Origin of the sequence: Streptomyces sp. NPDC002795 (assembly GCF_042888725.1) — a bacterium.
Classification (GTDB): domain Bacteria; phylum Actinomycetota; class Actinomycetes; order Streptomycetales; family Streptomycetaceae; genus Streptomyces.
This window is the reverse complement of record NZ_JBIAQB010000006.1, coordinates 250,560-265,471: the sequence shown is the minus strand read 5'-3', so window position 1 is coordinate 265,471 and position 14,912 is coordinate 250,560. Positions and strand designations below refer to the sequence as shown.

The window sequence follows — 14,912 nt, the reverse complement described above, 5'->3', positions numbered from 1 at the left end:
CACGGCGACGGCACCGCCGCACCGGGTCAGCCCTTGGGCACGACCTGTATGTCGAGGTCGATGCGGACGCTGGAGCCGACGACGGCGATGCCCTTCGACAGCATGGTCTGCCAGCTCACGGTGAAGTCGTCGCGGTGCAGCTCCGTGCTCGCGCGGCAGGCGGCCCGGGTCTCGCCCTCCATGCCGGTGCCCACGCCCAGGTACTCGGCGTCCAGCGTGACCGTCCGGGTCACACCGTGCAGCGAGAGCGCTCCGGTGATCGCCCAACGGCTGCCGCCCTTGTGCACGAAGCGGTCGCTGTAGAACTCCAGCGTCGGGAACCGCTCGACGTCGAGGAAGTCGGCCGACCTGAGGTGGTCGTCGCGCATCTTGACGTTCGTGTCGATGGACGAGGCGTCGATGACGACGTGCATCGCGGAGTCCTCGACCCGCTCACCCACCCGCAGCACACCGGCGAACGTGTTGAACCGGCCGTAGACCCGCGCCATCCCGATGTGCCGCGCCGTGAACCCGACCGAGGAGTGCGTCGGCTCGACCTCCCAGTCCCCCGGCGTCGGCAGCGCCGGAGGCGCGGCCACCTGGAGCGTGACGTCACCGAGCTCCGCCTGCTCGCCCTCGGCCACGGTGGCCCCGCCGCGGAACGGCGCGTACCCCTCGGCCGACACGGCGAGCCGGTAGTCCCCCGCGGGCACGGTCGCCACGAACGAGCCGAACGGGTCGACGCCCCCGCTCACCACCTTGCGCCCCATCGCGTCCTTCACCGAGAATCCGGCGCCGCGCACCGGCTCGCCCACGGCATCGATGATCCGGCCGCTGAGCACCCCCGCGCCCGGCGGCACCGCCCTCCTCCCGAGCGAACTCGAATCTACTGACCGGTTAGTACGGTTTCTCCGCCAGAGGCCGAACATGTCCTACCCACCCCAGAACGCCTGGACAACTACCTGAACTATGGCATTAGACAAGTATTCGATCATCGTGGGTAGTTTCGAGGCAACATGCGCCCACATGGCAAGAACCCGCCCTGAGCAGCATCGACCGCCCTACGGGAACACCCGGAGCTCCCCACCACCCCCTCCCACGACCGCGACCGCCCCGTCCCGGTCCGTCCTGAGCACGGCCGAACCGCGCGCCCGCAGCGCCGCCAGCGTGCTGGGCGCCGGGTGGCCGTACGGGTTGTCGCGGCCCACCGAGATCAGCGCGACGCGGGGCGCGGCCCTGCGCAACAGTTCCGGATCCTGGTACGCCGAGCCGTGATGGGCGACCTTGAGCACGTCGACCGGGAGCAGCCGCGCCCCGGCGGGCGTCCTCAACAGGGCGCGCTGCGCCGGTGGTTCGAGATCCCCGAGCAGCAACAGGGTCAGCCCCGCGACGCGGACGAGCAGGGTCACGCTCGCGTCGTTCGGCCCGTCCGGTGCCGGGACCGGGGTCGGGGCCTGGCCCGGTCCCGGCTCCGGCGGGGGCCACAGCACCTGCCAGTCGAGCGGGCCCGCTCTGCGCCGCTCCCCCGCCACCGCGCCCACCACCGGGACCTCACGCCGGGCGGCCTCCCTCCGCACGAAGGCCACCTGGCCCGGCGGCTCCTCGAACCCGGTCGTCCCGATCTGCCCGACGGCCCTCCCCCGCAACACCCCCGGGAGCCCGGCCACATGGTCCGCGTGGAAGTGCGTGAGCACCACCGCCGGGATCCGGGTGACGCCCAGCGAGCGCAGGCACCGGTCGACGAGCAGCGGGTCCGGGCCCGCGTCCACCACTACCCCGGCCCCGGTCCCCGCCGCGAGCACCAGTGCGTCGCCCTGCCCCACGTCGCACATGGCCAGGCGCCAACCGGCCGGCGGCCAGCCGGTGACGCCCCGCACGAGCGGCGCGGGCCGCGTGATCACCAGGACGAGCAGCAGCGCGCAGACCCCGCAGATCCACGGCGACGCGAGTGCCCTGCGCCCCACGAACACGAGGACCACCATGCCGAGCGCGAGCAGCGCTCCGCCGCGCCAGCCACCCGGCCAGTCCACCCCACTGCCCGGCAGGGCGGCTCCGGTCCTGGCGATGTCCGCGATCCACCCCGTGGGCCAACCCGCGCACCAGGCAAGGGACTTCGCCACCGGCATCGCGAGCGGCGCCGTCGCCAGCGCCGCGAACCCGAGCACGGTCGCGGGCGCGACCGCGAACTCCGCGAGCAGATTGCACGGCACCGCCACCAGGCTCACCCGCGCCGCCAGCACCGCGACGACCGGAGCGCACACCGCCTGCGCGGCAGCGGCGGCCCCCAGCGCCTCGGCGAGCCGCGCGGGCACCCCGCGCCCACGCAGCGCCGCACTCCATCGCGGGGCCAGCGTCAGGAGCGCGCCCGTGGCGAGCACCGACAGCAGGAACCCGTAACTCCGCGCCAGCCACGGGTCGTAGAGGACGAGCAGCAGCACCGCCGTGGCCAGGGTGGGGATCAGGGATCTGCGGCGCCCGGTGGCCACGGCGAGCAGTGCGATCAGCCCGCACGACGCCGCCCGCAGCACGCTCGGCTCGGGCCGGCACACCACGACGAAGCCGAGCGTGAGGGCCCCGCCGAGCACCGCGGTCGTCCGCAACGGCAGCCCGATCCGGGGCGCCAGGCCGCGCCGCTCGACACGTTGCGCCGTGCCGGGCGGGCCGATCAACAGGGCCAGCAGAATCGTGAAGTTGGCCCCACTGACCGCCATGAGGTGCAAGAGGTCCGTCTCCGCGAAGGCGGCATACAGCTCCGGTGTCACGCGCGCCGTGTCGCCGACGACGAGCCCGGGCAACAGTGCGCGCGCGTCCCCGTCGAGCCCGCCGGTGGCCTCGCGCAGCCCCGCCCGCAGCACCCCGGCCGCCCGCTGCGGTCGGCTCGGCGCCCCCACGGCCCGTGCCCGCTCCCCGCTCCCGACCCGCAGCACCGCCGCGACCCGGTCCCCCGCGACCATCGGCGGCGCGAGACTCCCCCGCACCTGCACCCGGGTACTCGGCAGCACCGACAACCATGAACTGCCGTGCAGTTGCCGCGACTTGTCGGCCGCGTGCGGGGACGCGGAGCCTGTGTCTCCTCTATCCCTCTCGCCTTCTCCATCCCTCCCGCCTTCTCTGTCTCTCCTGTCCCTTCCGTCTCCCCAGTCCCCCTTGCCTCCTCCGCTCACCACGGCCAGCACAGGCGTCCGTGTCCGCGCCGTGGCCCCGTCCGGCCCCGTCACCCGCACCACGTCCGCCTCAACCAGCACCGACGTCGGCGCCGCGTGGTTCCCGCGGATCCTCGGCCGGGTGAGCCGGGGATCGGAGGTCACCTCCAACTCGACGTCCACGCGGGCGAACCGGGCCCCGAGCTCGGGCACGGGACCGCGGCGCAGGTCGGCCCCGTGCAGACCGGCGGAGGCCGCGGCCGCTGCGGTGCACAGGAGCAGCGCCGCCGCCGACGGACCACGCCAGGACCGCACCGCACGCCCGGCCCCACCGCGCCCCGCGACCAGCAGCCCCGCCCCACCGACCGCACACACCACCGCGACGAGCCCCGCCCACCACGGCGAACCGGCCACCATCAGCGCTGCCGTGCCCCACGCCGCCAACGCGGGCGGCACCAACCGCAGGTCCAGCGGCCCCTCTTGGCGCGGATGCGCGTCGCCGAGCCGCCCCGCCGTGGACGACGCCTCCCGACCGCCCCTCACGGCCGGGCGACGCATGACGGGTCGATTCATGACGGGCCGGTTCATGGCCGTACGGCATTCTGCAGATCCTCGAAGCGGCGATCACCGATGCCATTGACCTCGCGCAGTTCGTCGACGGAGCGGAAACCGCCGTGCTCCGTGCGGTAGTCGACGATGTGCTGCGCCAGTACGGGGCCGACGCCCGGCAAGGTGTCGAGCTGTTCCAGGGTGGCCGTGTTGAGGCCGATCGGACCCGCCGGGGCCGATGCTCCCGCGGACCCGCCCGACGGCGCGGCGGGGGCTGCCGCTGCCGACGCGCCCACCAGGACCTGCTCGCCGTCCACGAGGAACCGTGCCCTGTTGAGCCCCGCGGTGTCCGTACCGGGGCGCAGTCCACCGGCCGCCCGCAACGCGTCCGCGACGCGGGCCCCGGCGGGCAGCCGGTGGATCCCCGGCCTTCGCACCTTTCCGCTGACGTCCACGACGATCCCGGCGGCGCCGCTTGCCACCGGCCCCGGTGCGGTGGACGTGGAGCCGCCGGGCGACGGCTCCACGGCTCGCGGCGCCGCCGCCCGCACCGTCTCGGGCGCCCGCACCGGCTGCGTACGCCCCGCCCAGAAGTGCTGCACGGCGAAGAGCCCCACCACGCCGACGAGGACGGCCAACGCCACGGCCCCGCGCCGCTCGACCCCGCACCGCGTCTGCACCCACAGCGGCAACCGGTCCCGCAAAGCAAACGCCACACGCTCCCGCCGCGCGGCCGCCGGGCCTGGAGCAGGCACAACCGCCGGGCCTGGAGCAGACCCAACCGCCGGGCCTGGAGCAGGCTCGACCGCCGGAGCCGGAACGGGCCCAACCGCCGCTGCCGGAACGGGCCCAACCGCTGAGACCGGAACAGACCCAACCGCCGGGCCCGGAGCAGGCTCAACCGCCGGAGCCGGAACGGGCCCAACCGCCCGCGCCGGAACAGACCCAACCGCCGGAGCCGGACCGTGCTCAACCGCCAGGCCCGGAGCAGACCCAATCGCCGGAGCCGGAGCAGACCCAACCGCCGCTGCCGGAACGGGCCCAACCGCCGGAGCCGGAGCAGGCCCAACCGCCGCTGCCGGACCGTGCTCAACCGCCGAGACCGGAGCAGGCCCAACCGCCGCTGCCGGACCGTGCTCAACCGCCGAGACCGGAGCAGGCCCAACCGCCGGAGCCGGACCGTGCTCAACCGCCGAGACCGGAACAGACCCAACCGCCGGAGCCGGACCGTGCTCAACCGCCAGGCCCGGAACAGACCCAACCGCCGGAGCCAGAACAGGCCCAACCGCCAGGCCCGGAACAGACCCAACCGCCGGGCCCGGCACGGGCCCACCCCCCACTGCCGAAGCAGGCCCACCCCCCGTCCCCGGTGGCGCGAACAGCGCCTCCGCCCGCAGCCTCGTCCGCTCCGCCTCGATCCGCCTGCGCCGCGCGCGCCGCCGCACCACGTGCCGCCGCCGGGCGCGGCCGTCCGATGCGGGGCGGCGCCCCGGCCCGCTGGATGCGTGTGCTGTCCGTGTCCGTGATCGAAGTTCCATGTCACGAGACGGTAGGCACCGCCCCACCAACAAGTGGATCTTGCTCGATTTCCGGGGACAACCCGGCAGTTGTGGAAAACTCCGTCACCCACGCGGACGACGGAGCGCCCATCGCCCTATGTCCGAGGCGAGACCACGGCCCCGAGCAATCCCGGTCCCGTATGCGCCCCGATCACCGCCCCCACCTCGCTGACATGCAGCTCGGCCAGGCCCGGCACATGCTCGCGCAGCCACTCCGCCAGCGCCTCCGCCCGCTCGGGCGCCGCCAGGTGGTGCACGGCCACGTCCACCTGCGCGCTGCCCGCCCGCTCGGCCACGATCTCCTGCAGCCGCGCGATCGCCTTCGACGACGTACGGACCTTCTCCAGGAGTTCGATACGGCCGCCGTCGAGCTGGAGCAGCGGCTTGACCGCGAGCGCGGACCCGAACAGCGCCTGCGCGGCGCCGATCCGGCCGCCCCTGCGCAGATAGTCCAGCGTGTCGACGTAGAAGTACGCCGAGGTGCCCGAGGCCCGCTTCTCCGCCGCGTTCACCGCCTCGTCGACCGTGCCACCCGCGTCGGCCGTCTCCGCCGCCGCGAGCGCGCAGAAGCCGAGGGCCATGGCCACCATCCCGGTGTCCACGACGCGCACCGGGACCGGGGCATCGCGCGCGGCCAGCACCGCGGCGTCGTAGGTCCCGGAGATCTCGGCGGACAGGTGCAGCGAGACGATGGCGGTGGCGCCGGACTCGGCCACCTTGCGGTAGGTCTCGGCGAACAGCTCTGGGCTGGGTCTCGACGTCGTCACCGACCGGCGCTTCTGCAGCGCCTCCGCGACCGAGCGGGCGGAGATCTCCGTACCCTCCTCGAGCGCCCGGTCACCCAGGACCACGGTCAACGGCACCGCCGTGATGCCGTGGCGCTCCATCGTCCGCTGCGGCAAGTAGGCCGTTGAATCGGTGACGATCGCGACATGGCGGGACATGCACCGGAGATTACCTGCCACGGTCTCCCCGCGGCAGCCCGGCCCCTGCCTCCCGGCCATCCGCCGACGCGGACCGGCGGGCGATCAAGTCGTGCTCTCCGGACGGGGTCTCTTCTCCCACGGATACACGGGGCGTACACCTGGCGGAGTGATCGCGGCCCGATCCTGCTCCCGGCCCCGCCCCTGCCCGCGGTCCGTCCGCGGCGCCTCCCATACGGGCCCCGGCTCGGATCCTGCCCCGGATCCCGGCTCGGTCGTCCAGTGCCGCAGCGCCCCGGCCTCCAGGTCGATCTGCGAACTCAGCGCGTCCAGGTCATCGCTCGCGAACCGGCCGGCCCGATCGCGGGCCGCGTGCCGCAGTGCGTCGGCGGACCGCGTGATCTGCTCCGTACGCGTCCTGAGCTCGGGCAGCACCCGCGCCACCTGCCCCTTGTCGGGCTCGCTCTCCAGGCGCTTCAGCTCGGCGTCCACCTCGTGCCCGTGCGCACTCAGGCGCTCGAAGAGGCCGAGGGACTCCTTGAGCGAGGAGTCCTCCGCCACGCGCGCGTGCAGCGCGTCCTGCGTGGCCCGCATGGAGGTGCGCAGACGCAGCCGCAGCTGCGCCAACTCGGCTGCCGTGCCGGGCTGCACAAAACTCCTGGCGCGCAGCGTGGTGTCCTCCACCGCCCGCCGGGCCTGCTCGACCTTGCGGTCCACCCCGCGCTTGGCCGCACCGACCGCCTTCACGGTCATGTACCCGCCGAATGCCAGGAAGGCGACGAAGATCAGCGCCATGATCACTAGCACGACATCCATAGCGCTCTCTCCTTCAGGTCGCCCCGCCCAACCGCTCTCTCCACCGTAAACGGAGCGGGCAGGCCGAGGGTTCCAGCAGAACCCCCAACCTGCCCGTAGGGAACAACCCTGAGCAACCCCTGCGAACTACGCGGGGACGATGTTCACCAGCTTCGGCGCCCGCACGATCACCTTGCGGATACCGGCGCCGTCCAGCGCCGCGACGACCTTCTCGTCGGCCAGGGCGATCTTCTCCAGCTCCTCGTCGGAGATCGCCGGGGAGACCTCCAGGCGGGCCTTGACCTTGCCCTTGATCTGAACGACGCAGGTCACGGCCTCGTCGACCGCGTACTCGGGGTCGGCGACCGGGAAGTCCTGGTGGACGACGGAGTCGCTGTGGCCCAGCTTGCGCCACAGCTCCTCGGCGACGTGCGGGGCCAGCGACGCGACCAGCAGCACCAGGCGCTCGGCGACGGAGCGCGGCAGGGCGCCGCCCGCGTACGACTTGACCAGGTGGTTGTTCAGCTCGGTGACCTTGGCGATGGCGGTGTTGAACCGCATGCCCTCCAGGTCGCCGCGCACGCCGTCGATCGCCTTGTGCAGGGCGCGCAGCGTGGCCACGTCGATGTCCGCCTCGGGCACGTCCACGACGGTGACCTCACCGGTCTCCTCGTCGACGACGTTGCGCCACAGGCGCTGCAGCAGCCGGAACTGGCCGACCACCGCGCGCGTGTCCCACGGCCGGGAGACGTCCAGCGGGCCCATCGCCATCTCGTACAGGCGCAGCGTGTCCGCGCCGTACTCGGCGCAGATCTCGTCCGGCGTGACGGCGTTCTTCAGGGACTTGCCCATCTTGCCCAGCAGGCGGGAGACCTTCTCGCCCTGGTAGTAGTACGCGCCGTCGCGCTCCTCCACCTCGGCGGCCGGTACGGCGATCCCGCGCGCGTCCCGGTAGACGTACGCCTGGATCATGCCCTGGTTGTACAGCTTGTGGAACGGCTCGGCCGACGAGATGTGGCCCAGGTCGAACAGCACCTTCGACCAGAAGCGCGCGTACAGCAGGTGCAGCACGGCGTGCTCGGCGCCGCCGACGTACAGGTCGACACCACCGGTGGGCATGCCCTCGCGGGGGCCCATCCAGTACTGCTCGATCTCCGGGTCGACCAGCTTCTCGCTGTTGTTCGGGTCCAGGTAGCGCAGCTCGTACCAGCACGAACCCGCCCAGTTGGGCATGGTGTTGGTCTCGCGGCGGAACTTGCGCGGGCCACGGCCGTCGCCCAGGTCCAGCGTGACGTTGACCCAGTCCTCGTTGCGCGACAGCGGCGTCTCGGGCCGCGTGTCGGCGTCGTCCGGGTCGAAGGTGCGCGGGCTGTAGTCCTCGACCTCGGGCAGCTCCAGCGGCAGCATCGACTCGGGCAGCGCGTGGGCGATGCCGTCCTCGTCGTAGGCGATCGGGAAGGGCTCGCCCCAGTAGCGCTGGCGGCTGAACAGCCAGTCGCGCAGCCGGAAGTTGACCGTGCCCGCGCCGATGCCCTTGCGCTCCAGCCACTCGGTCATGCGGGCCTTGGCTTCGGCGACGCCCTGGCCGTCCAGGGAGATGTCGTCGCCGCTGGAGTTGACCAGCTTCGCGTCGCCCGCGACGAACGCGTCGTCCCACGTCGCCGGGTCGGTGCCACGGCCGTCGGAGGGCTCGACCACGCAGCGCATCGGCAGCTCGAAGGCGCGCGCGAAGGCGAAGTCGCGGCTGTCGTGCGCCGGGACGGCCATGATCGCGCCGGTGCCGTAGCCCATCAGTACGTAGTCGGCGATGAAGACCGGGACCTGCTCGCCGCTGACCGGGTTGGTCGCGAACGCGCCCGTGAAGACGCCGGTCTTGTCCTTGGCCTCGGCCTGGCGCTCGACGTCGGACTTCGAGGCGGCCTGCTTGCGGTAGGCGGCGACGGCCTCGGCGGGGGTCGCGTGACCGCCCGTCCACACGTCGTGCGTGCCCTCGGGCCAGGCCGCCGGGGTGATCTTCTCGACCAGGTCGTGCTCGGGGGCCAGCACCATGTAGGTGGCGCCGAACAGGGTGTCCTGGCGGGTCGAGAAGACGGTGATCTTCTCCTTGCCGGAGCCATCGGCGTCCGGAACCGCGAAGTCGATCCGCGCGCCCTCGGAGCGGCCGATCCAGTTGCGCTGCTGCAGCTTGATCGCCTCGGGCCAGTCCAGGCCGTCCAGGTCGTCGATCAGGCGGTCAGCGTAGGCCGTGATGCGCATGTTCCACTGGCGCAGCTTCGACTTGAAGACGGGGAAGTTGCCGCGCTCGGAGCGGCCGTCGGCGGTGACCTCCTCGTTGGCCAGGACGGTGCCCAGGCCCGGCGCCCAGTTCACGGGCGCGTCGGAGGCGTACGCCAGGCGGTAATCGCCCAGGATGTCGGCGCGCTCGGCCTCGTTCAGCCCGCTCCAGGAGCCGCCGCCGGGAACGGCGCGCTCACCGGTCTCGAACTGCTTGACCAGGTCGGCGATCGGACGGGCCTTCTTCAGGTCGTCGTCGTACCAGGAGTTGAAGATCTGCAGGAAGATCCACTGCGTCCACTTGTAGTACTCCGGGTCGATCGTGGCGAACGACCGGCGCTTGTCGTGGCCCAGGCCCAGGCGGCGCAGCTGCACCTTCATGTTGACCATGTTGGCCTCGGTCGACGCGCGCGGGTGGGTGCCCGTCTGCACGGCGTACTGCTCGGCCGGCAGGCCGAACGCGTCGAAGCCCAGGGTGTGCAGCACGTTGTGGCCCGTCATGCGCTGGAAGCGCGCGAAGACGTCCGTGGCGATGTAGCCCAGCGGGTGGCCGACGTGCAGGCCCGCACCGGAGGGGTACGGGAACATGTCCATGATGAACTTCTTGGGCCGCGAAGCGACCGCCCGGTCCGCCTCGGTGGACCCCGCCAGGTCACCGCTCGGGTTCGGCGCCTCGTACGTGCCCTCGGCGTCCCAGAAGTCCTGCCAGCGTGCCTCGATGTCGGCGGCCATGCCCGCCGTGTAGCGGTGCGGCGCGACCGCCGCCTCGGAAGCGGCGGCGGTGTTCGTCTCGCTCATGATCCTCAAAGCTCCATCGATCGTCTCTGCCAGCAACCCAGCGCTTAGGAAATGAAAAAGCCCCTCGCACAGGAGGGGACGCCGCGCCGATTCCGACCACTCACCCCGGGGGCGGGTCGGGACTGATCAGCGCGGCTCGCTAAGCAGAAGGCGTACGGCACGCATGGCGTCAGGGTACCGCAGCGCTCGCTCGGCCCGCGACGGGCTTCCCCGCGGGCCACCGCACCCCAGGGGTTACTCGGCGTACCGCCCACTATCGGGACAACGTAAAGACCAAACATCTCGTAGATAACAGCGAGATAACTCAAACCTCGTACTGCCCGGTATGCCTCGATCTAGAGTGCGGGCCGTGGGACCACCGTGCCGAACCGTTCGGAGTCACCCCCATGAACCCTCGAACCCCTCACCCCCTGAACTCCCTTCGCATGCCGAGGAGTTCACGTAACCCCGGCGTCAGCCGTCGCAGGAGAACAGGGCTGCTCATCGCGGGAGTCATCCTCCTGATACCCGTGCTCGTGTCCACAGGGAGCGACGCTGTGCGGGCGACGCTCGACTTCGGCGCGGGTGTGCTCTCCCTGGTCTCCCTGACCGCGTCCGTCGTCTGGGGCCTGGTCGCCTCCGACCGGGTCTTCCTCACCTCGCGGCAGCGGCTGCTCGCGCAGGCCGTGCACCGGATCACCGCGGTCGCCTCGCTGCTCTTCCTGCTGCTGCACATCAGCGTGAAACTCGCGCTCTCGCACGTGACGCTGCTCGGCGCGCTGATCCCGTTCTCCGGAGGCTTCAGCGGCAGCGCGGGCCTCATCGGCCTGGGCGTGACCGCCGGACTCCTCATGATCACCACCGGCGTCACGGGCGCGCTGCGCAGCTCCATGGCCTCCCCCGCCCGGCTCGCCGCCCGCTGGCGCGCGACCCACATGCTCGCCTACCCGTCCTGGTGCTTCGCCCTCATACACGGCCTGTACTCGGGCCGGCCCGCGAAGGCGTACGTGACCGTCCTGTACTGCCTGGCCCTGGTCGCGGTCGCCGGCGCGATCGCCCTTCGTGCGTCGCCGCAGGCCGTGCGGCGCAAGGTGGCGTTGCGCATCCTCGAATTCCTGGACGCGGGACCGCGCTCGAGCGGCACCAGGCGGGCAGGCTCGCCCCTCCCGCAGCCCCGCACCGAGCCCGCGCCGGCCGCTCCGCAGCCCCGCATGGAGCCGACCCCGCAACCCTCATCCGACCCCGATCCCCCGACGCAGACCGACATCGGCTTCGCGGCCGCCTACCGCGCGGTGTCCGCCGTCCCCCGCTCGGAGCGGCCCACGCAGTCGGTCCCGTATCTGCAGCAGTACGTGGAGCCCATGCCGGCCGCACCCACCGAGCGCTGGCCCGCCCCCTCCCCGCCACCACCGGCCCAAGCCCCGCCCTCCCTGTACGACCCGACGTACGACACCCCCTACGGAGGCGTGCCCGGCTACCCCGCCTCCTACGAAGACGGCACGAACAGCGGCGCCTACGAAGACCTCTACAGGGCAGCGCCCGACTACGAGGCGGCGCCCGATCCCACCGAACCGCTCCCCGGCCCCTACCAAGCACCCGCTTCCGGCGAGCCCTGGACCACGCCCTACGGAGGCACGCAGTGAACACCGCACTGCCCGACGTCCCGGAAGTCCGGGTCGTCGGACTTCCCCAGCTCACTTCGGGGTTCGACCTCGTGGAGCGGCTCGACCTCGACATGCACCTGAAGGTGCACGGACCGCTGGAGCCCATGGCGGGCGAACCGCTCGCGCAGCTGGCCCAGGCGATATCCCTGCGCGGCCGGGGCGGCGCGGGCTTCCCCTTCGCCAAGAAGCTCCGCGCGGTCGCGGAGTCGGCGATCAGGCGCGGCGTGCGCCCGGTAGTCGTCGTCAACGGCAGCGAGGACGAGCCGGCCTGCCGCAAGGACACCGTGCTGATCAACCGGGCCCCGCACCTGATCCTGGACGGCGCCCTGCTCGTGGCGGAGGCCATCGGCGCGCGCACGCTCGTCATCGGCGTGACCCGCGACAGCACCGAGGCGTCGATGCAGGCGGCCCTCGCCGAGCGCGGCCTGACGAACCGTCGGAGCTCACCGTTGCGCGCGCGCGTGCAGCGCAATCCGGTGCGCATGGTCACCGGGGAGTCCTCTGCCCTGATCCGCTCGGCCGACGGCGGCCCGCCCATGCCGCCGGGCCGCAAGGTCCGCGCCTCCGACTCCGGCGTCGGCGGCGCCCCCACGCTCCTGTCGAACGCGGAGACCTTCGCCCAGCTCGCCATCGCGGCCCGCACGGGGGCCGACCGCTACTGCCGCACGGGCCTGCACGACGAGCCCGGCACGATCCTGCTGACGCTCTCCGGGGCCGTCGCCCGCCCGATGGTCCTGGAAGTGCCGTCCGGCGTCCCGCTGCGCTACGTACTCCAGCTCGCGGGCGCTCCCCCGCTCCCCCAGGGCGTCCTCACGGGCGGCTATCACGGCAAGTGGCTGGACGGGGTCGGCGCGCAGGACGCCATCGTCTCCCGCGCCTCCCTGGAGGCCTCGGGCGGCGCCCTGGGCGCCGGGGCGGTCCTGCCGATCGGCCCCGACACCTGCCCGCTCGGCGAGGCCCTGAAGGTGGCGCAGTGGCTGGCCTCGGAGAGCGCGGGCCAGTGCGGCCCCTGCTACCTGGGGCTGCCCGCGGCGGCGCGCGGCCTTGAGGACGTACTGAACGGAGGCGGCCCGGCCGCCCTGGAGGCGCTGCGCGAGGTCACGCGCGCGGTGAAGCGGCGCGGCGCGTGCAAACACCCGGATGGTTCGGCGGCGTTCATCGAGTCGACGATCTCGGCGTTCACCGACGACCTGGCCGCACACGTCCTGGGAGCCGGCTGCGGTCGCCCGGTGCTCGGCGTGCTGCCGCTGCACGCGGAGGCGCCCGCGAGCTCGACGCCCAGCGGGAGGCGACTCGCCGTCGACTGGACGCTGTGCCAGGGCCACGGCCTGTGCGCGGACATCGTGCCGGAGCTGCTGCAACTGGGCCCCGACGGCTTCCCGACAGTCGCGGAGGCGGCGGTGCCCGGCTACTCGGAGGCGAACGCGGTACGTGCCGTGCGCCGCTGCCCCGCGCTGGCGCTGCGGATCGAGGAGGACGCCTCGGCGGCCCCGCTGGACCGGAGGCCGGCGCGCCCCGCGCTGCCGCCCGGCCGCAGCCGCGCCCGGAGGTAGCGGGCACCCGGCCGGACACATACCCGGACACACACGAAGGCGGGCCATCCGAATCGGATGGCCCGCCTTCACGTTCCTGTGGAGCTAAGGAGAATCGAACTCCTGACCTCCTGCATGCCATGCAGGCGCTCTACCAACTGAGCTATAGCCCCGCGCTTTGGTCCTCCGGGGCTTCCCTGTCGGTCTCCCCGGCGGCGTCGCCAACATTACACGGTCACCGGGGTGCACCACCAAATCGTTTCCCTTCCGCCCCCTTCTGTATGGAAAAGTCGCCGTTGACGACTACTAGTGTTCCCTCATGTGACTGTGCTCGCCCTGCCTCGCACCCGCCACGCACCAACAGCGCTGGGAGCCTGCCTGCTCTCGTTCACGGCCTTCGTGATCGCCCAACGCGCGGCCGACGTCTCGATGATCGATCTGATGGTCTACCGGGCGGAGGGCTGGACGGTCCGCACGGGCGGCGACCTGTACGCACTGCGCGCGACCTACGCCAACCTGCCGACCACCTACCCGCCGTTCGCCGCACTGCTGTTCCTGCCGCTGACGTTCCTGGACGTGGTGACCATGAAGGTCGCCGCGACCGCCCTGAACCTCGCCCTCCTCTTCGGTCTTGTGCACCTCTCCCTGCGCCTCGTGCGACGCCACGCGCGCGTGGAGCACGCCTTGTGGGTGGCGGCCGCCGCCGTATGGTGCGAGCCGGTGTGGACGACGCTGCGCTACGGGCAGGTCAATCTGCTGATCGCCGTGCTCGTCCTGTGGGACCTGACGCGCCGGCCCGGGCACCGCTGGGCGGGCGTGGGGATCGGCATCGCGGCGGCGATCAAACTGACGCCCGCATTGTTCGCCGTCTTCCTGCTCTGCACGGGGCTCGCGCAGTTGGCGCGGGGCGGGGCCTGGCGGCCATGGGTGCGCGGAGCCGGCGTGGCGGTGGGTTCGTTCGTCTGCGTGACCGTGCTGACGGCCGTCGTCCTGCCGCGCGACTCCCGGCACTTCTGGACGCGGATGATCTTCGAGTCGGACCGCCCCGGCCACGCCGAGGAGACCGGCAACCAGTCGCTGCGCGGCGTACTGGCCCGACTCCTGCACACCGGGGACCCCGGGGCCTGGTGGGCCCTCGCCGCCGCCGTGACGGTCCTCGTCGGGCTCGCGGTCGCGGTCGCGGCGGCGCTGCGCGGGCGCCACGCGCAGGCGGTGGTGGCGTGCGCGACGACGGCGCTCCTGGTCAGCCCGGTCTCGTGGTCCCACCACTGGGTCTGGTGTGTGCCGTTGGCGCTGCTCGTGTGGGAGTCGGGACGCCAAAAGGCCGCGCTCGCCCTGGCCTTGACGTTCTGCACGTACGCGCTGTGGTGGGTGCCGCACACCGGCGGGAGGCCCGAACTCCACCAGAACGTAGGAGAGTCGATGCTTTCGGCGCTCTACGTAGGAGTGGCCTGCGCCTTCCTGGCGTACTGCGCGTTCAGGCTCTGGCGAACGAATAGAAGCGCTTGAGCGTGCAGTGCTCGTCCAGGAGCCGGCCGTAGATCGGCTCGCCCTCCAGCTCCCGATACGTCTCGATCGGGTCGCCTTTTATGATCAGCGCCCGCGCGCATTCCTCGCACCAGTACTGGTAGTCGGGGTTCAGCGGCTCCATGTCCCGCACGATGGGCGTGCCGCTGCCGCACCAGTCGCACTTCCTCCTGTGTGCACCCATGTGTTC

The 14,912-nt window shown here is 72.4% G+C and carries 10 protein-coding genes and 1 tRNA gene; 3 read left to right on the top strand and 8 right to left on the bottom strand.

The window, feature by feature from the left end; genetic code table 11:
* Window positions 1-26: 26 nt before the first annotated feature.
* The 6 genes from ACFYWS_RS19920 to leuS all read right to left on the bottom strand — a co-directional run bounded on the left by ACFYWS_RS19920 (window position 27) and on the right by leuS (window position 10,020).
* The gene (locus ACFYWS_RS19920) at window positions 27-908 is read right to left on the bottom strand and encodes a YceI family protein (protein ID WP_389277987.1); all 882 of its coding nucleotides are present in this window, start codon (window positions 906-908) and stop codon (window positions 27-29) included.
* 132 nt (window positions 909-1,040) lie between these two features.
* On the bottom strand, window positions 1,041-3,680 hold the full coding sequence (locus ACFYWS_RS19915; protein ID WP_389278844.1) for a ComEC/Rec2 family competence protein: 2,640 nt from the start codon (window positions 3,678-3,680) through the stop codon (window positions 1,041-1,043).
* Window positions 3,681-3,706: 26 nt separating this feature from the next.
* Window positions 3,707-4,387: a helix-hairpin-helix domain-containing protein gene (locus ACFYWS_RS19910; protein ID WP_389277984.1), complete on the bottom strand. Its 681-nt coding sequence runs from the start codon at window positions 4,385-4,387 to the stop codon at window positions 3,707-3,709.
* A 938-nt stretch (window positions 4,388-5,325) separates the two neighbouring features.
* On the bottom strand, window positions 5,326-6,174 hold the full coding sequence (locus ACFYWS_RS19905) for a DegV family protein (RefSeq protein ID WP_389277981.1): 849 nt from the start codon (window positions 6,172-6,174) through the stop codon (window positions 5,326-5,328).
* An 84-nt stretch (window positions 6,175-6,258) separates the two neighbouring features.
* Window positions 6,259-6,969: a hypothetical protein gene (locus tag ACFYWS_RS19900; protein ID WP_389277978.1), complete on the bottom strand. Its 711-nt coding sequence runs from the start codon at window positions 6,967-6,969 to the stop codon at window positions 6,259-6,261.
* A gap of 126 nt (window positions 6,970-7,095) precedes the next feature.
* Complete coding sequence (gene leuS, locus ACFYWS_RS19895) at window positions 7,096-10,020, bottom strand: leucine--tRNA ligase (protein WP_389277975.1); 2,925 nt, start codon at window positions 10,018-10,020, stop codon at window positions 7,096-7,098.
* A gap of 515 nt (window positions 10,021-10,535) precedes the next feature.
* Between leuS and ACFYWS_RS19890 the strand changes: the two genes are divergently transcribed.
* Both ACFYWS_RS19890 and ACFYWS_RS19885 read left to right on the top strand, forming a co-directional pair.
* Window positions 10,536-11,642 (top strand): cytochrome b/b6 domain-containing protein, encoded by a 1,107-nt coding sequence (locus tag ACFYWS_RS19890; RefSeq protein WP_389277971.1) that lies wholly within the window; start codon window positions 10,536-10,538, stop codon window positions 11,640-11,642.
* Window positions 11,639-13,216, top strand: coding sequence for an NADH-ubiquinone oxidoreductase-F iron-sulfur binding region domain-containing protein (locus ACFYWS_RS19885; RefSeq protein ID WP_389277968.1), 1,578 nt, complete (start codon window positions 11,639-11,641; stop codon window positions 13,214-13,216). The genes ACFYWS_RS19890 and ACFYWS_RS19885 overlap by 4 nt, the downstream gene beginning before the upstream one ends.
* 79 nt (window positions 13,217-13,295) lie before the next feature.
* On the opposite strand, the gene ACFYWS_RS19880 is transcribed toward ACFYWS_RS19885, so the two are convergent.
* Window positions 13,296-13,368: transfer RNA gene (locus ACFYWS_RS19880), tRNA-Ala, on the bottom strand.
* A gap of 148 nt (window positions 13,369-13,516) precedes the next feature.
* Here ACFYWS_RS19880 and ACFYWS_RS19875 point away from each other — a divergent pair.
* Window positions 13,517-14,704 carry a glycosyltransferase 87 family protein gene (locus tag ACFYWS_RS19875; protein WP_389277965.1) on the top strand — a complete coding sequence of 396 codons (1,188 nt, stop codon included), beginning with the start codon at window positions 13,517-13,519 and terminating at the stop codon, window positions 14,702-14,704.
* Here the strand turns inward: ACFYWS_RS19875 and ACFYWS_RS19870 are convergent.
* On the bottom strand, window positions 14,673-14,906 hold the full coding sequence (locus ACFYWS_RS19870) for a hypothetical protein (protein ID WP_266719727.1): 234 nt from the start codon (window positions 14,904-14,906) through the stop codon (window positions 14,673-14,675). The two genes, ACFYWS_RS19875 and ACFYWS_RS19870, sit on opposite strands and share 32 nt — an antisense overlap.
* Window positions 14,907-14,912 lie beyond the last annotated feature (6 nt).

What these genes read in the sequence shown, in the direction of transcription:
- ACFYWS_RS19900 (WP_389277978.1), bottom strand. Translation starts at nt 6,969, where the DNA reads ATGGATGTCGTGCTAGTGATCATGGCGCTGATCTTCGTCGCCTTCCTG.
- ACFYWS_RS19905 (WP_389277981.1), bottom strand. Translation starts at nt 6,174, where the DNA reads ATGTCCCGCCATGTCGCGATCGTCACCGATTCAACGGCCTACTTGCCG.
- ACFYWS_RS19870 (WP_266719727.1), bottom strand. Translation starts at nt 14,906, where the DNA reads ATGGGTGCACACAGGAGGAAGTGCGACTGGTGCGGCAGCGGCACGCCC.
- ACFYWS_RS19915 (WP_389278844.1), bottom strand. Translation starts at nt 3,680, where the DNA reads ATGCGTCGCCCGGCCGTGAGGGGCGGTCGGGAGGCGTCGTCCACGGCG.
- leuS (WP_389277975.1), bottom strand. Translation starts at nt 10,020, where the DNA reads ATGAGCGAGACGAACACCGCCGCCGCTTCCGAGGCGGCGGTCGCGCCG.
- ACFYWS_RS19920 (WP_389277987.1), bottom strand. Translation starts at nt 908, where the DNA reads ATGTTCGGCCTCTGGCGGAGAAACCGTACTAACCGGTCAGTAGATTCG.